General features: G+C 44.6%; 19 protein-coding genes and 1 riboswitch. Of the genes, 4 read left to right on the top strand and 15 right to left on the bottom strand.

Annotation, left to right across the window (positions count from 1 at the left end):
- Nucleotides 1-29: 29 nt before the first annotated feature.
- From ilvC to ACPW7N_RS12590, 5 genes are all read right to left on the bottom strand, one after another.
- Nucleotides 30-1,046 carry a ketol-acid reductoisomerase gene (gene ilvC, locus ACPW7N_RS12610; RefSeq protein WP_425651446.1) on the bottom strand — a complete coding sequence of 339 codons (1,017 nt, stop codon included), beginning with the start codon at nucleotides 1,044-1,046 and terminating at the stop codon, nucleotides 30-32.
- A 58-nt stretch (nucleotides 1,047-1,104) separates the two neighbouring features.
- Nucleotides 1,105-1,605 carry an acetolactate synthase small subunit gene (ilvN, locus tag ACPW7N_RS12605; RefSeq protein ID WP_425651445.1) on the bottom strand — a complete coding sequence of 167 codons (501 nt, stop codon included), beginning with the start codon at nucleotides 1,603-1,605 and terminating at the stop codon, nucleotides 1,105-1,107.
- Nucleotides 1,606-3,339 (bottom strand): biosynthetic-type acetolactate synthase large subunit, encoded by a 1,734-nt coding sequence (gene ilvB / locus ACPW7N_RS12600; protein ID WP_425651444.1) that lies wholly within the window; start codon nucleotides 3,337-3,339, stop codon nucleotides 1,606-1,608.
- 680 nt (nucleotides 3,340-4,019) lie between these two features.
- The gene (gene sat, locus ACPW7N_RS12595; RefSeq protein WP_425651443.1) at nucleotides 4,020-5,186 is read right to left on the bottom strand and encodes a sulfate adenylyltransferase; all 1,167 of its coding nucleotides are present in this window, start codon (nucleotides 5,184-5,186) and stop codon (nucleotides 4,020-4,022) included.
- Nucleotides 5,187-5,211: 25 nt separating this feature from the next.
- Nucleotides 5,212-5,910, bottom strand: a complete 699-nt coding sequence (locus tag ACPW7N_RS12590; protein WP_425651442.1) for a phosphoadenylyl-sulfate reductase — start codon at nucleotides 5,908-5,910, stop codon at nucleotides 5,212-5,214.
- A 318-nt stretch (nucleotides 5,911-6,228) separates the two neighbouring features.
- Between ACPW7N_RS12590 and ACPW7N_RS12585 the strand changes: the two genes are divergently transcribed.
- From ACPW7N_RS12585 to ACPW7N_RS12575, 3 genes are all read left to right on the top strand, one after another.
- Complete coding sequence (locus ACPW7N_RS12585; RefSeq protein ID WP_425651441.1) at nucleotides 6,229-7,851, top strand: nitrite/sulfite reductase; 1,623 nt, start codon at nucleotides 6,229-6,231, stop codon at nucleotides 7,849-7,851.
- A 30-nt stretch (nucleotides 7,852-7,881) separates the two neighbouring features.
- On the top strand, nucleotides 7,882-8,094 hold the full coding sequence (locus tag ACPW7N_RS12580) for a DUF3906 family protein (RefSeq protein ID WP_425651440.1): 213 nt from the start codon (nucleotides 7,882-7,884) through the stop codon (nucleotides 8,092-8,094).
- Between the two features lie 265 nt (nucleotides 8,095-8,359).
- The gene (locus tag ACPW7N_RS12575; RefSeq protein ID WP_425651439.1) at nucleotides 8,360-9,067 is read left to right on the top strand and encodes a pirin family protein; all 708 of its coding nucleotides are present in this window, start codon (nucleotides 8,360-8,362) and stop codon (nucleotides 9,065-9,067) included.
- Nucleotides 9,068-9,140: 73 nt separating this feature from the next.
- Here ACPW7N_RS12575 and ACPW7N_RS12570 read toward each other — a convergent pair whose 3' ends face one another.
- The 9 genes from ACPW7N_RS12570 to infC all read right to left on the bottom strand — a co-directional run bounded on the left by ACPW7N_RS12570 (nucleotide 9,141) and on the right by infC (nucleotide 19,964).
- On the bottom strand, nucleotides 9,141-9,941 hold the full coding sequence (locus ACPW7N_RS12570) for a methyl-accepting chemotaxis protein (RefSeq protein WP_425651438.1): 801 nt from the start codon (nucleotides 9,939-9,941) through the stop codon (nucleotides 9,141-9,143).
- Nucleotides 9,942-10,086: 145 nt separating this feature from the next.
- A complete protein-coding gene (locus ACPW7N_RS12565; RefSeq protein WP_425651437.1) occupies nucleotides 10,087-11,259 on the bottom strand; it encodes an aminotransferase class I/II-fold pyridoxal phosphate-dependent enzyme in 1,173 nt (390 codons plus the stop codon).
- A 16-nt stretch (nucleotides 11,260-11,275) separates the two neighbouring features.
- On the bottom strand, nucleotides 11,276-12,418 hold the full coding sequence (locus ACPW7N_RS12560; RefSeq protein ID WP_425651436.1) for an aminotransferase class I/II-fold pyridoxal phosphate-dependent enzyme: 1,143 nt from the start codon (nucleotides 12,416-12,418) through the stop codon (nucleotides 11,276-11,278).
- 126 nt (nucleotides 12,419-12,544) lie between these two features.
- Nucleotides 12,545-12,657: riboswitch (SAM riboswitch) on the bottom strand.
- Between the two features lie 78 nt (nucleotides 12,658-12,735).
- A complete protein-coding gene (locus ACPW7N_RS12555; RefSeq protein WP_425651435.1) occupies nucleotides 12,736-14,514 on the bottom strand; it encodes a methyl-accepting chemotaxis protein in 1,779 nt (592 codons plus the stop codon).
- Between the two features lie 180 nt (nucleotides 14,515-14,694).
- Nucleotides 14,695-17,055: a leucine-rich repeat domain-containing protein gene (locus ACPW7N_RS12550; protein WP_425651434.1), complete on the bottom strand. Its 2,361-nt coding sequence runs from the start codon at nucleotides 17,053-17,055 to the stop codon at nucleotides 14,695-14,697.
- Between the two features lie 26 nt (nucleotides 17,056-17,081).
- Nucleotides 17,082-18,536: an outer membrane protein assembly factor BamB family protein gene (locus ACPW7N_RS12545; RefSeq protein ID WP_425651433.1), complete on the bottom strand. Its 1,455-nt coding sequence runs from the start codon at nucleotides 18,534-18,536 to the stop codon at nucleotides 17,082-17,084.
- 219 nt (nucleotides 18,537-18,755) lie between these two features.
- A complete protein-coding gene (rplT, locus tag ACPW7N_RS12540) occupies nucleotides 18,756-19,115 on the bottom strand; it encodes a 50S ribosomal protein L20 (protein WP_425651432.1) in 360 nt (119 codons plus the stop codon).
- A 119-nt stretch (nucleotides 19,116-19,234) separates the two neighbouring features.
- The gene (gene rpmI / locus ACPW7N_RS12535) at nucleotides 19,235-19,432 is read right to left on the bottom strand and encodes a 50S ribosomal protein L35 (RefSeq protein WP_425651431.1); all 198 of its coding nucleotides are present in this window, start codon (nucleotides 19,430-19,432) and stop codon (nucleotides 19,235-19,237) included.
- Between the two features lie 28 nt (nucleotides 19,433-19,460).
- Nucleotides 19,461-19,964, bottom strand: coding sequence for a translation initiation factor IF-3 (gene infC / locus ACPW7N_RS12530; protein ID WP_425651430.1), 504 nt, complete (start codon nucleotides 19,962-19,964; stop codon nucleotides 19,461-19,463).
- Between the two features lie 72 nt (nucleotides 19,965-20,036).
- On the opposite strand from infC, the gene ACPW7N_RS12525 reads away from it, so the two are divergent.
- On the top strand, nucleotides 20,037-20,159 hold the full coding sequence (locus tag ACPW7N_RS12525; protein WP_425651429.1) for a hypothetical protein: 123 nt from the start codon (nucleotides 20,037-20,039) through the stop codon (nucleotides 20,157-20,159).
- 51 nt (nucleotides 20,160-20,210) lie between these two features.
- On the opposite strand, the gene thrS is transcribed toward ACPW7N_RS12525, so the two are convergent.
- Nucleotides 20,211-22,124 (bottom strand): threonine--tRNA ligase, encoded by a 1,914-nt coding sequence (thrS, locus tag ACPW7N_RS12520; protein ID WP_425651534.1) that lies wholly within the window; start codon nucleotides 22,122-22,124, stop codon nucleotides 20,211-20,213.
- Between the last annotated feature and the right edge of the window lie 8 nt (nucleotides 22,125-22,132).

Below are 22,132 nucleotides of genomic sequence, written 5' to 3'. Positions count from 1 at the left end.
TCTCCTCCTCCAGAATAATTCATCCCTTTTTATTTAACAGATGCTTCTGTTTTCTCTTCTTTCTTGATCCACGCCATCATGTCACGCAGCTTGCCGCCTACTTGCTCAATGCCATGCTCAGCTTCCAAACGGCGACGAGCGTTGAAGCCCGGTCGATTCGCCTGGTTTTCCAGGATCCAGTTGCGTGCGAAAGTACCATCTTGAATTTCCGCAAGTACTTTCTTCATTTCCTTACGAGTCTCATCAGTGATGATACGGCGTCCTGTGCTGTAGTCACCATACTCTGCTGTATCGCTGATGGAGTAACGCATACGAGCAAGACCGCCTTCATACATCAGGTCAACAATCAATTTCAACTCGTGCAAACATTCGAAATAGGCGATTTCAGGGCGATAGCCTGCTTCAACCAATGTATCAAAGCCAGCTTTCACCAATTCGGTTGCGCCACCGCAAAGAACTGCTTGCTCACCGAACAAATCAGTCTCAGTTTCTTCACGGAAAGTAGTCTCGATAACCCCTGCACGTGTACATCCAATGCCGCTCGCATACGCCAAGCCGATTTCGTATGCTTTGCCGGTCTTATCCTGATGAACTGCAAGAAGTCCAGGTACACCAAAGCCTTCAGTATACGTACGGCGAACGAGATGGCCTGGGCTTTTTGGTGCCACCATGAGTACATCTACATCATTTGGTGCAACGATTTGACCATAGTGAATATTGAACCCGTGAGAGAATACCAATGCTGAGCCTGAACGAAGATTCGGTGCAATCTCTTCACGATAGACTTGCGCTTGTCTTTCATCCGGCATCAGGATTTGAATCACGTCTGCCTGCTGAGTTGCTTCCGCTACCGTGTAAACCTCAAATCCGTCCTTTTGCGCTTGATCCCATGACTTTCCTGGGCGAAGACCGATGACAACTTTTAGTCCGCTGTCACGCAGGTTCTGCGCTTGCGCATGGCCCTGGCTGCCATAGCCGATGATTGCGATTGTTTTTCCGTATAGTGCCGATTTATTTACGTCTGCTTCGTAATACATTTTTACCATGGATGATTCCTCCTCTGTTTTGACCAGCTATTTTTGTTTGGATAGGTATTGGTTTGTTTTAAGCGTTCACTGTTTGAGATACAATGCTTCTTGCCATTGCCATGGAACCCGTGCGAGTCAATTCACGGATACCGTACGGTTGAAGAAGAACCAGCAAGGCATCGATCTTGTCTGAATCTCCTGTCGCTTGAATAATGAGTGATGTCGGTCCAATGTCAACAATCGTGGCACGGAATGGCTCGACAATGCCATTGATCTCTGCTCGTTGACTGGGAGTGGCATCTACCTTGATGAGAGCCAATTCACGGGAGACCATTGCATCCTGGCTCAAATTCGTAACAGAAATGACGTCAATCAACTTAACAAGCTGTTTCATCAGTTGATCAAGCTGTTGCTCATCCCCGCCTGTCGTGATAATCATGCGGGAAAGTCCTTTTTGTTCGGAAGCCCCGACGGTAATGCTGTCGATGTTAAAGCCTCTTTGTCCGAATAGATTGGCAACTCGGGTCAGTACACCAGGATGATCATTTACATGTACGGCAAGCGTATGCTGTTGCATTTATTCATCCCCCATAACCATTTGATCTAATGTGTTCCCCGGTGCAACCATCGGGAATACGCTCTCTTCGCTCTCTACCTGGAAGTCGATTACAACAGGACCATCATGGGCAAGTGCTTCAGCCCATACTGCTTTTGCCTCTTCCAGCGTAGTGGCACGCAACCCCTTCACCCCAAACGCTTCTGCGAGTTTCAGGTAGTCAGGGCTGAATGTCAGATCAACCTGGCTGTACCGTTTTTTGTAAAAGATCTGTTGCCACTGACGCACCATTCCAAGGCACTGGTTGTTGATGATAGCGATCTTGATTGGCAAATTGAATTGTGCGGCAATTGCCAGCTCCTGATTTGTCATTTGGAAGCCGCCATCTCCTACGACAGCAATAACAGTACGTTCTGGATAGGCAAACTGCGCACCGATTGCTGCAGGGAAACCAAATCCCATCGTGCCAAGTCCGCCTGATGAGATCAGAGAACGTGCATTTTGGAACTTGTAATATTGTGCGACCCACATCTGATGCTGTCCAACGTCAGTGGTTACGATTGCTTCTCCCTTGGTTGTTTCGTACAAGTGTTCAATGACTTCCTGTGGCTTCAGCATTTCACCTTTTGCATAACGATACGGAATCTCTGCTTTCCACTTGGCCAATTGTTTGATCCACTCATCCGAATCACATGCTGCTACGTGTGGCAGTGCTTTTTGTAGTGTACTTTTTACGTCACCCGTAACTTTCACATACGTATTAACGTTTTTGCCAAGCTCGGCAGGATCGATGTCTACATGGACGATGCGTGCATTGGGAGCAAAATCTTTGGTGCGTCCCATCGTAATCCGGTCATCAAAGCGTGCTCCCAATGCAATGACACAGTCTGCTTGCAAAAGAGCATGATTCGCAGCATAGCTACCGTGCATACCTGGCATTCCTAATGCCAATTCGTGAGTACCAGGGAAACCACCTAATCCCATGAAGGTGTTAATTACCGGAATTCTTGATTTTTCAGCGAATTCTTGCAATTCAGCATGTGCATTCGCTGCCATGATGCCTCCACCCGCCATAATTACAGGTTTCTTTGCACCGGAAATGGCTGAAATGAATTCCTGAATACTTTCATCTGTAGGCACATGCGTTTCTTTATAGCCACGGATTTGGACGCTATCTGGATATTCAAAAACACATTTGGCATTGCTTACGTCCTTTGGAATATCCACAAGCACAGGTCCTGGACGTCCTGTTGTTGCTATATGGAATGCTTCCTTGATGATCTTGGCGAGATCACGAACATCTCGAACAAAGTAATTATGCTTGGTGATCGGAAGCGTAATCCCTGTAATGTTTGCTTCCTGAAAAGCATCTGTACCAATTAGGTTTTGCGGAACATTGCCTGTAATACAGACAAGCGGTACGGAGTCCATCTGAGCGGTAGCAATTCCGGTTACCAAATTGGTTGCCCCCGGGCCTGATGTTGCAATTACGACACCCGGTCTTCCTGTTGCCCGAGCATATCCGTCAGCCGCATGGATGGCCCCTTGCTCGTGTCTGGTGAGTACGTGATTGAGATGACTGCTGTACAGCGAATCGTAAATCGGCAGCACAGCCCCCCCAGGGTATCCAAACACAAACTCGGTTTGCTCCAAAATGAGACAGCGGAGCATAATTTCAGCACCAGTCAACACTTCCCCGATTCCCATATTGGGAACGTCCTTCTTACTTGTTAATTCGGCAGCCTCAACACTCATGATTCTCTCCTCCTCTTCCCCCAAAAAAATATGAAAACCCTTTCACCCACAGACCATTACACATGTCTATTGGGGCGAAAGAGTTCGCGTTACCACCCAAATTCATCGGCACCTCACAGCAGCCGATCTCTTGCAGTCGAATTGACTGCGACACGATAACGAGTGTCAATCGGACTAACCTACTACCAGCATTCCATGCCAGTTTCAGCAGACGGCTCAGAGGTGAGCTATCGAACGCATTCTTACCCGGTTCCCATCTTTCCCAGGCTCTCTGTGAAGAAGAGGCGAACAATGTAGTCCTCATCAATGCCTATTTTTATTTATCATTTCAGAAAATTTCTAATTGTGTATTGTTGTCTGAAAATAATGTTTGAACTGATTATAGCTACGTAAAAATGGGGTGTCAATCAAATCAAAATCTTTTTATTAGACAATCTTCCGAACGATTGTTCAGTAAAAAACCGCATTACGGCGCCATTTATACCATGTAAGCGGATACACAAAACGGTATAACCGTTTTGTTGCCCGCAAGCGTATGACAAGCTACCTCAGCGTAACATCTGACATTTACTTCGGTAAAAACGTCGAGACGTTTTTCACAGAATAATGTCAAGATTCATCCTGTTGAAAAAGAAAAAGTTCTCCATCCTGAAGATTGGAGAACTCTTTTTTATGTTTGATTAAATCGCAGTTGTTTCTTTCATTCCTTTAATCAGGATTTGTGCAACCTCTGGACGAGAAAATTGTGGAGGTGGCGTCTGTCCGTTGCGCAACAATTCACGAACCTTTGTTCCCGACAATGTCAAATGAGCAGATTTGTCATGAGGGCATGTTTTTGTCGTCGCCATTCCATCACATTTGGTGCAGTAGAAACTATGCTCGAAGAATAACAGGGAAATCCCGAGTTCATCTGAGGTGAACTGCTTAAAAATATGCTGAGCATCGTAGGTACCATAGTAATCTCCCACTCCGGCATGGTCCCGCCCGACAATAAAATGAGTGCATCCGTAGTTTTTTCGGACCATCGCATGAAGAACTGCTTCTCTTGGGCCTGCATAGCGCATGGCAGCAGGAAACGCCCCTAGAAAAACGCGTTCCTTGGGATAGTAGTTCTCCAAAAGCACCAAATAGCTTTCCATCCGTACCGTTGCCGGGACATCGTCTGATTTTGTCTGTCCCACTAATGGATTGAGGAACAAACCATCGACGATTTCCAACGCAGCCTTTTGGATGTATTCATGGGCCCGATGCACCGGATTGCGTGTCTGGAAGCCTACGACCGTATTCCAACCTTTGTTCTTGAAGGTCGTTCTTGTTTCGGCAGGAGTATAGTAGTATTCCTCAAAAATATCCGGTTTGGGACGCTGTAACACATCAATTGGTCCACCAAGATAGAGCGAAGGGCGCTCATACAATCTCTTCACACCAGGATGATTTTCATCCGTTGTCCGATAGACAAAAAGCGCTTCCTGTTTCTTGTCTGGCGTGTATTTACTCTCTACCGTAAGCACTGCATAGTTTATCCCGTCTTCTCCACGAAGCACAATTTTTTCTCCAATGGCTACATCCTGATAAGTTTCATTTACTGCCAGAGTAATGGGAATCGACCAGATTAGCCCATTTTGCAACCTCATGTTTTCTACGACAGAACCGTAATCATCTTCGTTCAAAAAGCCTGTCAACGGAGAGAACGCTCCGATGGCAATGCAATCGATGTCAGAAAGTGTCCAAGCATCTACCGTGAGAACACGATAGTTCGATAACTCCTGTGTAAGTTGTTGCAGTGCTGTCGTAGACAACAAGCGATTGACTAATTGTCCACCGTGCGGCTGGTTTACTCGCTCCATTCCATCTCCTCCTAAGCTCTCTCTCTTATTTGTGCAAGCCGCACTCTGTTTTGGCAAATCCAGACCAGCGACCAGCACGAGGATCTTCTCCTGGCATGACCTGACGTGTACATACACTGCAGCCAATACTCGGGAAGTTCTGATCATGCAATGGGTTGTAAGGAACATCATTTTCATAGATATACGTCCATACATCCTTGTTCGTCCAGGCAGCAAGCGGATTAAATTTCACCAAATTGAATTTAGGGTCCCACTCCACCATTTTGGAATTTGCCCGTGTTGGCGCTTGGTCACGCCGAATACCTGTGATCCACGCTTGATATTGACTTAATATTCTGGTTAAAGGCTCCACTTTGCGGATATTACAGCACTGATTCGGCTCTGATTTCCACAGCTCATCGCCATATATTTTGGCTTGCTCATGCAGTGTGAGTAATGGAAGCACTTGAATAAATGTAATTCCATATCGCTCTTCCAAGCGATCTCGGGTGTCATATGTCTCTTTAAAATGGATGTTGGTGTCCAAGTAGAAGATTGGTGTCTCGGGGGCCACTTTGGAGAGCATATCAACCAACACAACGTCCTCCGCACCAAAACTGGAAGCTAAAATAATTTCAGTTCCAAACGTTTCAGTTGCTTGTGCCAGGATTTCTTGAGGTGGTTGTTCCTCTAAATTCTCAGCCCAATGCCGAATCTCCTCCTCAGCAAAAGTGCGATCTGCCATCTACAATTCCCTCCTTGAATGTATCGCATTTCATCTTATGAAAGTTGGTACCTATTGGATACTTACCCATATCAGATAAAACGCAAGTGAATGGATCAAAACAATAGAACTCTTAATTAATCCAACCATTCCAATCGGATTTAATGATATTAGCTTAATTTGTGTACATCTTGCTGTCAATACAAATGATTGAAACCAACTAGAAATTTTATGAAATTTCAGTTGACCTCAGTTGTCAGGCAACGTATACTTATGTCACATAATTCCGATTAATCTTATCGGTATTTAACAATTTAAGATTAAGGGGGTTTTTCACGAATGACAGCGAGCTACAATCGCCCGTGGGAACAGGATACAAGCAAGTTAAGCAAACTGGAGCTTGTCAAATTGGAACGAGACGGGCTGGACATTATTAACTTAATCAAAGAAAAAGGCCACCTCGGGTATGACGCGTTCAGTGAAGAAGATTTAGGCTTCTTCAAATGGGCGGGGGTCTACGAACAGAAACCAAAAGACGGCCATTTTATGATGCGTGTGCGTATTCCTTCTGGCGTCCTGCGTACCGATCAAGTGCGTGCTCTTGCAGAAATTAGCCGTGATTATGGCCGCAATTTACTTGATGTCACTACTCGTCAGGCTGTCCAGTTTCACTGGCTGCGTGCAGAACACCTTCCCGATATTTTTGACCGTTTGGAGCGTGTAGGCTTATTCTCCTATCAGGCATGTGGCGATGTGCCACGCACGATTATCGGGAATCCGCTGGCTGGCATCGATCCCAATGAACTATTGGATACACGGGAGTTAGTCAGTCAACTGGAGAGCTTCTTCCTGCTGAATCGTGATTTCTCCAACCTTCCCCGCAAATATAAAGTGTCTGTTTCATCAAATGTGTACAATACGGCTCATGCGGAAATCAATGATCTAGCCTTCACCCCCGCTACGAAACAAATTGACGGAAATGAAGTGGTTGGTTTTCACGTTTGGGTAGGTGGCGGATTATCGGCAAAACCATATCTTGCCCAACAGCTTGACCTATTTGCGAGCCCGGAAGATGTGCTTCGAGTAGCAAAAGGAGTAACTGAAATTTTCCGAGATTTTGGATTCCGTGAAAAAAGAAACCATGCTCGCCTCAAATTCCTGGTCGCTGATTGGGGAGCAGAAAAATTCCTTGAAAAGTTAGTCGAATATATTGGTCCAATCCCAACTCGTGGCGAAGATCAGATCAAAGGCTGGAATGCAGGCTACTTCACAGGTGTCCACAAACAAAAGCAGCCGGAGTTAAATTACGTAGGATTGCTTTTGCCTGTTGGACGCCTCTCATCTGACGATTTTTTGGAAATTGCCCGATTGGCTGATACGTATGGTGACGGTTCTGTTCGTACCTGCAACTCACAAAATTTGCTGATTGCCAATGTTCACGATGACAAGTTAACCGGATTATTAGGTGAGCCACTGCTTGAGAGACTGACCCCTTATCCACGTACATTTATCGGTCATGCTGTTTCATGCACGGGCAATGAGTTCTGCAATTTGGCGATTGTTGAAACCAAGGAACGCATGAAGTCAATCGCTACCTGGTTGGATGAAAACGTGAAGATCGATGTGCCAATTCGAATGCATGTGAATGGCTGCCCTAACTCTTGCGGTCAGCAACAGATCGCTGACATTGGCTTGCAGGGTGCACTCGTCAAAACAGCGAATGGAATGACCGATGCGTTTGACATTTTCGTGGGCGGCAGTCTCGGTCCAGATGCAGCCTTCAATCAGAAGCTGAAAGGGCGTGTTCTTGGCGACCGTATCGCTCCTGTACTTGGCAGCCTGATCGAACAATACAAGGCAAATCGACTGGCAGAAGAAAAATTTCATCAGTACGTCCGTCGAGTGGGTGTCACGACCGTTCAGCAACAACTGGACGAAATTCTTGCGGCAATTCCCTCTTAGGCTGGAAGTGGGGCAATAGAAGGAGGAACCATGTTCTTATACAAGATTGAAATAACCACCAGAGATCTTTCTTCACTTGTCGCCATCGTCATCGCTGATTCAGATGAAAAAGCGTTCTCCTATGCGGAGAGCCAGGTACGGCGCCAATATGTGGTTGTGCCGGAAATATCGGAAATTTCTTTGGTAGAAAAAAAGTATCTTGATAAAGGAAAAGGATATCTGATCGAAGCCACTGCCCCTTAGGCTGTGCAAGCCACTGCCCTCTAGGCTGTGCAAGCCACTGCCCTCTAGGCGGTGGTTTTTTCTGTGCAAAATTTCATGACCGTTTTGTTGGCAAAAAACAAATTGTACATACTTATGAATATGACTCTCTGAGTGATTCTGATCTCGTCTACCATCACGATTGTTTCGTTACTTTACAATAGTAAGTTAACAGGTTATAATACTTACTATAAGTTAGTTACTTTAAATTATCTCAAATTTGATCTTTTATATTGGAGGAATGTATATGATCACAAAATACCCTGCAACATCTCGTTATTCGACCAACCACGGCTGGCTGCAAAGCAATTTCAGCTTCTCTTTCGCTGAATATTTTGATCGCAACAACATGAATTTTGGCCCTCTGCGTGTCTTTAATGACGATTTTGTCCACCCACTTACCGGCTTCGGATCTCATCCTCATCGTGAAATGGAAATTGTCTCAATCATTTTAAAAGGCTCCTTGCAGCACGAAGACAGCATGGGCAATAAAGAAATTATTCGTGCCGGAGAAATCCAGCGGATGACGGCTGGAACAGGGATTATCCACTCAGAAATGAATCCGTCTGATACGGAAGAGGTGAATTTCCTGCAACTGTGGTTTGAGCCAGACCAGTCCAAATTGACTCCAAGCTACGAACAAACATCGTATGACTTGCAGGCTCATTCGAATCAGCTAGTACCCATCGTTTCTAACAAAACTTATGACGGATTTACAACAGCGCTCATTCATCAAGACATGACCCTATATCTCTCCATGCTGGAGCAAGGGCAAAACCTCTCCTTTGCGCAAGACGAAGGCCGCCGAATCTACGTTTTTGTGATGGAGGGAGAGTTGACCCTTAACGGTGAAACGCTATTGGAGAAACGAGATGCTGCTCGCATCACAGACATCCAAAACCTGCAATTGTCCACCACCACGGGGGCACAGTTCATGCTAATCGACCTGCCTTAAAAATTACTTGTTCTCGTCAAAAAAAGAGAGTCACGGATGCTGATCCGTACTCTCTTTTTGCATAGTTGAGAACTTATAAATTTTTAAATACATCCTGCAATGTCTGCAAGGAAGCTGACAGCTCTCTGATCGTATTCGATATTTCCTTGGTTTGGGTACTCTGATCTTGTACTTTATGGTCTGCCTCTGCCATATAACTCTGAACCTGTTCAAACATCTGGTGGATCGTCCAGATGCTTGTCCGCACATCCTGAATCGACTTCATGGTGTCTTCTGACAGCTTCTGCATTTCCTTGGCAACCACACTGAAGCTTCTTCCATGCTCACCGGCTCTTGCTGACTCGATCATGGCATTCAGTGAAATCAGGCGGGTCTGGTCAGCAATTCGTTTGATCAATTCGCCCACTTGATCAATATCACGCAAACTGACTTCAGTAGTAATCAATGTTTGTTTGATCGTAGCCATGAATTCAGCGATGGAAGCTGCATCACGGGCGATCTCTGCACCGGATTGACCAATGTGTTCGATTGCCTGATTCACATCATCCAGCGATTGTGAAAATTGTTCCTCATTTTCACAACCGACAGACAGCCCGATGACTCCACCTGTCACTGGAATCGCTACCGAGTAACAAGGAGTACCATATACTTCTCGTGGAACATACCGTGAAATGGCTCTTTTGGTACGCAGTACAGCAGCAGGCGTGCCATCCGGCTTCAGTGCCTCTCCCACATGAATTTTTAGCTGAAATGCTCCATGTGTATTCCACATAATAAATTTCTCTTCGTCAGTCGCCCACACGGCCAGATCCTTTTTCCGAAAAAGCTCAGGCAAGTATTTTGCAATCGACATGTAGTTTTGCAATTCACTCATAGGAAAACCTCCGCCCTCTTTTTGACAAAGTCATTATGTACCTATCCCCATTTTTATACTTTTCAAACTATTTATAACAAGAAAAAACCCATCTGTGCAGTACCATTTCTCACAGATGGGGCTTACTATGACTAACCGTATTCTATTAGACACTCAGGCGTTGCAATCCAACAGGCACAGCAGAAGCGACAAGCGCCTGATCGAGGTCGGCAGCAAGATCATGCACATCTTCCAAACCAACTGAAAGACGGATCAGCCCATCCGTAATCCCTCTTTTGTTTCTTTCTTGTGCAGGCATGGAGGCATGAGACATCATCGCCGGATACGATAGAATGCTTTCCACCGCTCCCAGACTAACCGCCACAAGCGGCAACTTCACGGCATCAAGGAACCGCTTCACCCGTTCCTTGCATCCCAGATCAAATGAGAGCACCGCACCGTGTCCAGACGCCTGACGAGCTTGAAGCTGATGACCTGGGTGATCAACCAACCCCGTATAGTAGACACACTCAACATAGGGATGTGACTCTAGCCACGTAGCGAGGCGATCTGCGCTGGCCGTGCTGACATCGAGGCGAACTTTCAATGTTTTCAAGCCTCTCATGACCAACCAGCAATCCTGGACACCTAGAATTGCCCCAAAGCCGTTTTGGATGGTGTACAATTGAGCACCCAGTTCAGCATCCTTGGTCACTACCAAGCCTGCGACAACATCACTATGGCCAGCGATAAATTTGGTTGCACTGTGAATCACGATATCTGCTCCGAGCATAAGTGGACGTTGGTAATAGGGGGTAAGGAACGTGTTGTCTACAATGGTTGTCAGCCCATGCTCTTTTGCGATACGACAGATCGCTTCTATATCCGTTACTTTCAAGGTCGGGTTCGAAGGCGTTTCCAGATAAATGCCTTTGGTCTTTGGTTGAATCGCTGCCCGCACTCGTTCAGGGTCAGTTGTGTCAACGAAGGTTGCCTCCACACCCAAGCGGGAAAATACACTTGTTAAAATTCGATACGTTCCACCGTATACATCTTCCGAAACAATCAGATGGTCACCAGCCGAGAAAAGCAGGAATACACTGGAGATCGCCGCCATCCCGGATGCAAAGGCAAATCCTCTCTTCCCGCCTTCTAACTCAGCGATTGTCTCTTCAAGCGCTTGCCTGGTAGGGTTGCCTGACCTTGCATAATCAAAGGTACCCGGCTGATCCAAATCAAATTGATGAAAAGTAGAAGCCTGGTAAATAGGAACACTGGAAGCACCAGTCACCGTATCAATTCCACAAGTCCCATGCAAAAGTTGTGTAGCAAACTTCATTTTCCTCATCCCCCATCTATCGACATGAATCAAGCGCTTGCGCCAGATCTGAAATCAAATCATCTGCATGTTCAATCCCGATGGAGAGACGCAGCAGACGATTACATACTCCTACACGCTCTCTGATTTCCACGGGAATATCCGCATGCGTTTGTGTTGCTGGATACGTACAAAGTGACTCCACGCCACCGAGGCTTTCTGCAAAAGAGATCACTTGCAGCCTTCGTAAAAATGTTCCGACATGAGCGGCATCCTGGATCCGAAATGAAACCATTCCGCTAAATCCGTTTGCCTGCTCCCTTTGAACCTCATGCCCTTCATGTTCGGTTAGACCAGGATAGAAAACATCCGTTACCAGCGAATGCGATTGGAGAAATTGAGCAACCTTGAAGGCGTTCTCCTGATGGCGTTCCATCCGAAGTGCCAGTGTCTTTAACCCTCGAATTAACAACCAGCTATCTTGAGGTCCTAGCACTGCCCCGATGGAGTTGTGTAAAAACCGTAACTTTTCCGACAGCTCATCACCTTTGGTCACGATCAGACCAGCGAGTACGTCGTTATGACCTGCCAGATATTTGGTCGCACTGTGGAAGACGATGTCCGCTCCCAATTGTAGTGGACGTTGGTAAAACGGTGTCATAAATGTGTTGTCTACAATCGTGAGCAACTGGTGAGCCTTGGCAATTTCCGCAATCTTCCGAATATCTGTGATTTGCATGAGCGGATTGGTCGGTGTCTCGATCAGAATCGCCTTGGTGTTGGTTGTGATATGAGATGCTACCTCGTCTGCATAGCGCAGGTCCACATAGCTGAAAGAAAGTCCATAGCGTGAATAAATCTGCTCAAATAACCGATACGTCCCACCGTATAGATCGAGCGAAACAATGATGTGATCACCGTGAGAAAACAGTCCCATGATCGTTTGAATCGCTGCCATCCCTGACGCACAGGCAAATCCTGCTGTTCCGTCTTCCAGATCAGCAATTGCCGCTTCCAATACGGTACGGGTCGGGTTTGCTGTTCTGGCGTAATCAAAGCCCGTGCTCTCTCCTAATGCCGGGTGTCGATAGGCTGTGGAGGCGTAAATCGGAAAGCTGATGGCTCCTGTCGTCTCATCCTTTCCCACTCCTACTTGCACCAATTTTGTCTCGATACGCATGTTCATTTCCCTCCAAGTATCCACTCTGTCTCTTTTTTCCGATCTTGTGCAAAATGGTGAGGGCAAAAATAAAAGCCCTCTTTCCTGTCGAAAGAAGGCTTTGATCACGTTTCCGCAAGCAAATCCCTCTCATCTCTCAGAGCTTATGCTCTGCAGGAATTGGCACCGTATCCCCTACGAATAGGTTGATTGGTTGCCGGGCGTCATCGGGCCAGTCCCTCCGCCACTCTTGATAAGAAGAATGCTATTCATTTTTTGGTTGAATTCATCGTAGCGAAATGTCACCAAAAAGTCAACGTTGTTTTTGAAAAAAATCCCTACACCTTGAAAAACTGTACTTTTTCATGCAGTGCTTTAATGTTTCGGGAAACTTCTGCGACGGAAGCGACGGTTTCCTCCAGTGTTGCTGTTTGCTCTTCGGCCGAAGAAGCAATCGTTTCCATTCCACCTGCAATCTCTACGCTGATTGTGTTCACGTTATTGATCCGCTCCAAAGCGGTTTCGCCTTGTTGACGGATATTCGTAGATGCCTGATAGACTTCCGTAATTTGATCAGAAATCGAACTAACCAGCGTGGTAATTTCCGAGAATGATTGGCTGCTAACCTGTACCAGTTTTCCGATATCACTTACACTGTTGACTCCGTTTTGCATTGCATCGACAGCTTCCACGGCCTTGGCTTGAATTTCACCGAGAACCTGAATAATTTCCTCCCCTGCTCGACTGGTTGCTTCCGCCAGTTTGCGCACTTCATCAGCAACAATGGCAAATCCACGTCCATGCTCACCCGCTCGTGCTGCTTCAATGGCAGCATTCAACGCAAGCAGGTTCGTTTGACTGGCAATCGACGTAATCAACTGGGTAATTTCGCTAATTTTGTCCATTCGCCCTTTCAAGCCATCGACAACCTCAGCAGAATGCAGAACCACCTGATTCACTCGATTCATCTCGCCTTGCACCTGTGTGCTTGTCTGTAGACCAACAGAGGCATTCTCCGTAGCACGTTTGGTCGAATCAGTTGCAACCTTCAACAAATCAGTTACATCATGAATTTCTGCTTGCAGGCGGCGAATGACCTCTGTCGTGGTTTTCATGTCATCTCTCATCGAGGAAGTAGATTCTGCCATCTCTGTAATGGTTACGGCAATTTGCTCAGAAGCGACACCTGTTTGAGCTGCTCCCTCATTCAGATATGCCGCATAATGTGATACGTTATCCGTCACTGAAATCACATCGTGAATCATGGATCTCATGTTATCGCTGGATGCATTCAAATGACTGGCAAGGTGAGCAAATTCGTCCTTCCCTTTCACCACTGCATGAGTAGTCAGATTTCCTTTTCCTACCTCTTCGATAACGGTACCGACATTTTTCAGAATTCTGGTGTAGGATCGGGCAAACCAGTAGGCAATTAACGCTCCTACTAGTGTCGTAAGTGCAGCGATCCCGAAAATCAGATATTGGAGATTTTCAATCGATTGATAAAACTCAAACTCATAGGAACCTACACCAACATAAGCGTTCCACGGTTCAAAAGGCCGAACATAAGCCACTTTTGTCCCGATTTTGGCATTCGGATCATCACTTTTTTGGCCCGGCAAAAAGAACGGATACTCGATAAAACGTTCGCTTTCGGATGGCTTTTTAGCCGTTTCGGCGATCATTTGCAGGACATCTTTTCCGTCTGGCGTCTTGACGGTTGGTTGTTCTCCTTTTACATCAAACCGCGGGTGGACATATACCTTGAGCGGTGTCGCACTATCCATACTGTTGACAAACAAATATCCATTCTCCCGATAACGAAAACTGGACTGGTGGAAATCCCTTTCCTTGCCGTCAGGCTTTAGCGGGCCTGCCAGCATCTCTCTCGCTTTCGTCAGTGCTTCTTCTTCCGTCAGCTTGCCAGCTTGTACATCTTTATCGAGCATGGTCAGAATTTCAAAAGCATGATCGACGGTTTTCTTTAATTCTTGCTTACCTGCTTCTACTAATGACGCTTTCGCCTGATGATAACTGATCAAACTAATCGCCAATGCTGGAATGAGCATGCAGCTCACCAGTAACACCATTAATCTGACACGAAATGTTGAAAACACTGTGTCTCCTCCTCCAATACTTTTTCTCCAGTATCTTTCTCTAAAGTGTTTTTCTACGTTTTTTATACCCCTATAAATACAGTTAGAAACTTTCAAGGCCAAAAAACAAAGACACTTAAAATAAAAGTGTCTTTGTGATTCTCATTTCCTTTTTCAATTTTACCTTTCGCCGCTACCTTTTCACTTGCTCGTAACAGTTACTTCTAAAGCAACTTTCTTCTCATTGTAAGTAAAGGTAATCGTTGCCGACCCAGGTTCTAACGCAACTATCTTGCCATCCTTAAATCGTGCCACCTTTTCATTATTTGAAACCCCTACTACATTATTGAGCACATCTATGGTCTTCCCATTCATTTTTGCATTGATCTTGATGGTTGCTGACTCATCCATTGCCAGACTTATTTCGCTCTTATCCAATAGCAGATCATCAAGTGTTTTTGTCGCTGGAATCCCACTTACACTACCAGTGATTTTGCGTATGAACTCCCTGTCTTTGCTACCTTCTGCCACATTAATGTAATTCTCTTCCACTGATAAATTAAGCAGATTTTTCAAGGAATACAGCGGAGACAGATCATATATCTGGTTATCATTAAGCCAAATTGTATCAAGTTCTGGCAGTTTCGAGAGTACCGTGACATCTGTCAGTTGATTGTTTTCTAAATATACATATCGTAATTTTTTTAAACCTGAAAGAAATGAGATATCCGTTAGTTTATTTTCATCCAAATGCAAACTTTCAAGCTTATTCAATCCTTTGATACTCGAAAAATCCTTAATGTTATTTCTGCTAAGATTGAGGCCTTTCAGATTTTTCAGCTTTTTAACCGGTGCTATATCTGAAATCTTATTCCCCTCAAGTATCAGGTCTTCAAGATTTTTCAGATTTTGCAACGCTTTCATGCTGGTTACCTGATTATCATACAAGGATAACGATTCAAGCTTTTGCAATTTTTGAAGTGGAGTTAGATCGGAGACCTCATTGATTGGCAAGATAATTCTTTGAAGGTTGTAGGCATATTGCAGACCCTCCAGACTTTTTATCCCTTTTCTGGAGCCTTCAATTTCTGTCAGGTTCAGCATGTCCTGTTTGGTTAATGGAAGCCCTTCTTCTCGTCCTAGTGTTTTACGTATCAGTTTTTCCAGATTGAGATCAGGGATATCAACGCTTGTTGCAAGTGAAACGTGAGCTTTTGCTGTTTCTCCACGATAGGATGCAGTAATATCCGTTTGTCCTTCTCGACCTATTATTGTGAGTAGTCCTTTATTATCTATAAACGCTACATACGGATCACTCGAAGTCCAATCTGCTGCATCCGTTACATCATCTTTCGTACCATCATCATACGTTGCAGTGAGTTTCAACTGGACGGGCTTGTCCAAGTACTCGCCTAACTTATTAGGGTATATTGCTAATTTTGTCATATTCCTCACTTTATTAGGTACCGTTTTTACGACAAAAGCATCATACCCGGTTCTTCTTGATTCCACTTTACCTGCAAAAACAAATCCTTCATCCATTGTCTGTTGAAATGCTTCAATTTCTGGTATTCCTTCTATTTCATCGTCCCCAAATATATCTTCAGAGTCTAACGTCATTTTCCATTCATACTCTCCGTTACCGTTATACTTTTCCAAGTAGATTAAATCTTGTTCTTCTGAACCAAAGATGGCCGCTCCTCCTCCATCATTGGTTCCTGTGATCTTAAACAACACTTCTTTTCCTGACGGTTCGTTGTTTGACATTTGTGTTTTCCAGAGAACGTTTGCTGAATCATCAATTTTGTAAAGAGAACGATTGGCGCCTACAATTAAAAATCCTCCGTCATCTGTATCTTTTACCCGCCCAATATCCAGTGCTTTTTTTGACAGTTCTTTTCCTTCTGAATCCAATTCGATAAAGTGATCCGTGAACACGATATAGTGCCCGTCACTTCTCTGTTTCGCATATTGGGTTACAAGATAATCTTCATTGTTTCGTTCCCACTGCTGCTTTCCTTGTTTATCAATCTTTATGAGCCCCCCAAAACCGCCAAAGATAAACCCACCATCGATTGTCTCATTGACAAAAAACGCAAAGTCATTCTTTTCACTACCATAAGCTTTTTCCCATACTCTCTCGCCCTTGTTTGTAACCTTCAACAGATACATGTCGTACAGACCATTATCAATACTTCCACAAACGATGTATCCACCGTCCCGGGTTTCTCTAATGAACGAGGGTCTCATCTTCTTCACAAATGGGTTTTGTGGTATTTCATATGTAAATCTCTTTTCCCATTCTTTTTTTCCATTCTTTGTAAGTTTCACGATACTTAAACTTACATTGTATTCTCTCAGCAGAATATAACCGCCATCCCTTGTTTGTTCTGCATGCATAACCCACTCATAACTGTTTTCTTCCTCTCCATCCTGGTTTACCCATTCTATTTCCGGGACATTTCCTTTTGCATATAAAATGTTTACATCTTGAATAAAAAGAAAAGAAAGGAAAAAAGCAATTAAAGAACACAACCATACAGCCTTCCTAGCCTTTCGCATGACTTCCACACCTTTTTACTATTTGATTAACGAACATTGACAGTAATGGCAATAGTCTGTCCACCGTATTTTGCTTTAATAAATACTTTCCCTGTATCTATCGCTGTTAGAAGCCCCTTTTCCACAGTGACAACTTTTGTGTAGGATGATGACCAGCTTGCCTTTGCTGTGACATCTTCTGTAGTTTCATCATCATAAATCGCCACAATCTTTAATTGCCTTTTCTCGTTTAGCTTCAGTTGAACCGAGTCGCTTTCCGCTTGCAGACCGATTACTTCCTTCTCTTTATTGCCTAATTTCACCAGTTTCCCATCATCATATTTTTCAGAAGTGAAAAGGAGTGATTGATCTCTATCGATTACGGGTGCAGATGTAATGTACATATCCGTTTGATGTCTCCATTTTACTTGACCCGTTTTGGCGTTAACCGCATAAATTGCTTGATCCACACCGCCAAAATATAAAATGCCATCGTTGTCAATGATTGGAGTAGATAGTGAATGGATCGGTATTTTAATCATCCACTTTTTTTTCCCATCCTTATTAAAGGCATATAATCGTTTATTTCCCGGTACGTAAATCGTTCCATTTTTGTCGACGATGGGAGATGAATGCAAAGCGCCTTCCCCATCATTTAGTGTATACTTCCATTTTGTGTTTCCATCTAGATCTAATGCGAAAATCTTATCTTTTAATTCGGGATTTTCAGCATCTCCATAATCGAGAGATACATAAATATCTCCATTTTCGTCTAATACTGGCACCGTTGAAATTTTGAAATATCGGTTAGCTTTCTTGTCTTCAAATTTTTTCATCCACTTCAGAGTCCCATCAGGATTTACGGCAAAAAGTACGCCTCCAACAAGTTCATTTTGCAAAACTTCGTTAGCCCCAATAATGATTGTGCCATCTTTGGCGATAACAGGAGTTGACCATTTGAATTCTGCTGAACCAGGTGAATACTTCCATAACAAGGTTCCGTCCGGGTTTAAAGCAAACAACGCGGTAAGGCCTGTAAAAAAGATTGTCCCATTTGCGCCGATTGCGGAGGAGTTGTAAATATTCATATTTGCATCAAAGTCCCATAATTTCTTTCCTTCACTTGAAACCGCATGAAACACTCCCGATTCCTCACCGTAATAAATGGTACCGTTCTTTCCAACTACAGGGGAATACCACCATGGAGCTTGGTTAGCATTGGAGAGGACAGCCCATTTTTTGTTACCTTCGGAGTCAAATGCCAGTAAATTTGCCGTTGCTTGCTCTAAAACGTAAATAGACCCATCAGCACTTAGAACGGGGCTAGAAGGATCCGAACTGATACTGTTTGTCCATTTTTCTTCGGGTTTACTGGGGCCACTCAGAGATGTTTGACGAGTCCAGTTAAAGGTTGTTGGCTGGGCAGACAATTGATCATAAGCCCCTTGTTCATACCCCTCTCCTTGTTCAAACTGAAACCGATCTGCAAAAGCAGTATTCATCGCAACTCCCGGAATCGAAATTTCTGCGAAAAAAACGGAACAAAGAAGTAATAATCCAATAAAGGCAGGGAAGAATCTCATTTTTCTAAATACATTCCTTTCGCAATTAGGATATAAACATCATCTAGTTGTATTTGGATGAGTCAACGCACCCCTGTTTGTTAATCCAGCCCTAAAAAAAAAGAAGCACACGTCTCTGACGGTGCTTCTTGATGTTTATTAAGCGTTTAATTTACCTTTTGCAAGTGCTGCCAATTCGTTGAATGCTGCTTTATCGTTAACAGCAAGATCAGCAAGCATTTTGCGGTTTACTTCAACGCCAGCAACTTTCAAACCGTGCATCAAACGGCTGTAGGACAAGCCATTGAAACGAGCTTGAGCGTTGATACGAGTGATCCACAATTTGCGGAAATCACGTTTTTTCTGACGACGATCGCGGTATGCATAAAGCAAGGATTTCATTACTTGTGCATTAGCTGATCTAAATAAACGGTGTTTAGAACCGAAATAACCTTTAGCTAACTTAAGGATTTTTTTATGGCGACGACGAGTGACAATGCCACCTTTTACTCTTGGCATACTCAATTCCTCCTGATCTATCCAGCATGGCGGTCCAATACTTGGACGCTTATGGGGCACATGCTAAGTATTTTTGGGTAAAACGATTGCAAACCAAAAAACTAGTGAATCAGCTTATCTTATAGATAAGTGATCATTTGAGCGATGCGTTGTTGATCGCCTTTGGAAACCATTCCGCCTTTACGCAGGTGGCGTTTTGCTTTTGTAGATTTGTTTGCGAACAAGTGGCTTGTGAATGCAGAGTCGCGTTTCAATTTTCCGCTACCGGTTTTTTTGAAACGTTTCGCAGCACCCTTATGAGTTTTCATTTTAGGCATGATGGATCCTCCTAACTAATTCTGCTGATTACTTCTCCGATTTCGGAGTCAAGATCATAATCATACTACGACCTTCGATTTTTGGCTTACGCTCAACAGTTGCGATGTCTTCACTAAGTTGAGCAACACGTTCCAAAACCTGTTGACCGATTTCGGAGTGGGTGATTTCACGTCCACGGAAGCGGATTGTGCATTTCACCTTATCTTCGTCCTCAATGAACTTGCGGACATTGCGAAGTTTGGTCTGAAAGTCGTGTTCTTCGATGTTGGAAGAAAAACGTACTTCTTTCAGCTCGATGATCTTCTGGTTACGACGTGCTTCTTTCTCCTTCTTTGCTTGTTCGTACTTGAACTTTCCGTAGTCCATAATACGACAAACAGGAGGTTTCGCTGTTGGTGCTACGTTCACTAAATCTAAATTAGCTTCTTGTGCGATACGCAAAGCTTCTTTAATATTTACAACACCTAACTGCGCGCCATCTGCTCCAATCAAACGAACTTCACGAGCACGAATCGCTTCGTTGATTAACATCTGTTCCTTGCTAATACTTGCCACCTCCGTTAACTTTCGAGAGCAAAAACGTAAAAAAAGGTGTAGACGCTTATGCGCCCACACCTATCTCACCTAACAAGCATAACGATTGTGGTAGAGATAACCCGTCAACTGTCTCAAATGGACGTCGATGCAGGTGAGAAGCTGGGCGCTTCTGCTTATTCTCGAATGTAATTTGATTTACCTAAACAATAATACTAATGCCTCACCCGCTTGTCAAGGGATTTATTTCATATTATCGATTTCCTGCGTGATACTTGCAATAAAGTCCTCAACGACCATACCGCCCAAATCACCTTGGCCACGTTTGCGTACAGACAAAGAGCTCTCCTGTACTTCCTTCTCCCCGATGACGAGCATGTAAGGAATTTTGGAAACTTGTGCTTCACGAATTTTGTAACCGATCTTCTCGTTACGAGCATCAAGTTCGACACGGATGCCGGCTTCCTTCATTTTTTCCTTCACTTTTTCAGCGAACGGTACGTGTACTTCATTAATCGTCATCAAGCGAGCCTGAATCGGAGCAAGCCAAGTTGGGAACGCTCCTGCATAATGTTCAATCAGGATACCAATGAAACGCTCCATGGAACCGTACATCGCACGGTGAAGTACAACTGGACGATGCTTTTCGTTATCTTGACCGACATACCAGAGATCGAATTTCTCAGGCATCTGGAAGTCCAATTGAATCGTTCCACACTGATGTTTGCGTTTCAGTGCATCTGTGATGTGGAAGTCAATTTTCGGGCCGTAGAATGCGCCGTCTCCCTCATTGATGCCATAATTCATACCAAGTTCGTCCAATACATTGCGCAGAGACGATTCCGCAGCTTCCCACAATTCATCTGAACCCATGGAGTCTTCTGGACGAGTAGACAATACGACGGAATACTCGAAGCCAAACACTTTGTAGATGCGGTCGATCAGTCTCATCATGCTCTGGATTTCAGCTTCAATCTGATCTGGACGAACGAATACGTGCGCATCGTCCTGACAGAAGGTACGAACACGCAACATACCATTCAAGGCTCCGGAGTATTCATGACGGTGCACCTGACCGAACTCTGAATAACGGATTGGCAAGTCACGGTAGGAATGGTTTTTGTTTTTATAGATCAGCATGTGACCTGGGCAGTTCATCGGTTTCATCGCAAACTTCGTATGTTCTACTTCAGAGAAATACATGTTTTCATGGTAGTGGTCCCAGTGACCGGATTGTTCCCACAGGCGTTGGTTCATCATAAACGGTGAGCGAACCTCCGTATACGCAGCCATTTGTTGCAAACGGCGAGAGAATTGCTCCAGCTCGTTACGAACTGTGAAACCGTTCGGCAAATAGAATGGCATACCTGGTGCTTCTTCGGAGAACATGAACAATTCAAGTTCTTTACCCAATTTACGGTGGTCGCGTTTCTTCGCTTCTTCGATGAAGTGGAGATATTCGTCCATATCCGCTTTTTTCGGCCAAGCTGTTCCGTACACACGTTGCAACACTTGGTTATCGGAATTTCCACGCCAGTATGCACCTGCTACACTCATTAATTTGAAGGCTTTGATGAAGCCTGTAGATGGCAGATGTGGCCCACGGCAGAGGTCGAAAAATTCGCCTTGCTCATAGATAGAGATAACAGCTTCTTCTGGAAGGTCACGAATCAGCTCCAGCTTCAAGTGGTCGTTTTGTTTTTGGAAAATGTCCACCGCTTCATCACGGCTTACTTCCTTGCGAACGATTGCCAAATCTTCTTTGATGATCTTTTCCATTTCAGCTTCAATTTTGCCCAAATCTTCCGGTGAAAGGCTGACTGGAATATCCATGTCATAGTAGAAGCCGTCTTCGATCACTGGACCGATACCGAACTTCACCTCTTGACCATAAATACGTTTCACTGCTTGCGCCAACAAGTGTGCTGTGGAGTGACGGTATACTTCGAGACCATCTTGTGAATCCAGCGTTACAACTTCCACCAAGCCATCTTCGTTCAGCGGGGTTGCGAGATCTACCACTTTCCCGTTTAATTTTCCGGCAATTGCTTTTTTGCGTAGGCCTGGGCTGATCGATGCAGCTACATCGGCGATTGTGCTGCCTGCCTCAAATTCACGTACAGCACCATCAGGCAAAGTAATGTTTACATGTGCCATTTTCCTGA

The sequence above is a fragment of the Brevibacillus nigriterrae genome (genome assembly GCF_049846925.1).
Taxonomy (GTDB): domain Bacteria; phylum Bacillota; class Bacilli; order Brevibacillales; family Brevibacillaceae; genus Brevibacillus_H.
This window is presented reverse-complemented; position numbering and strand designations above follow the sequence as displayed.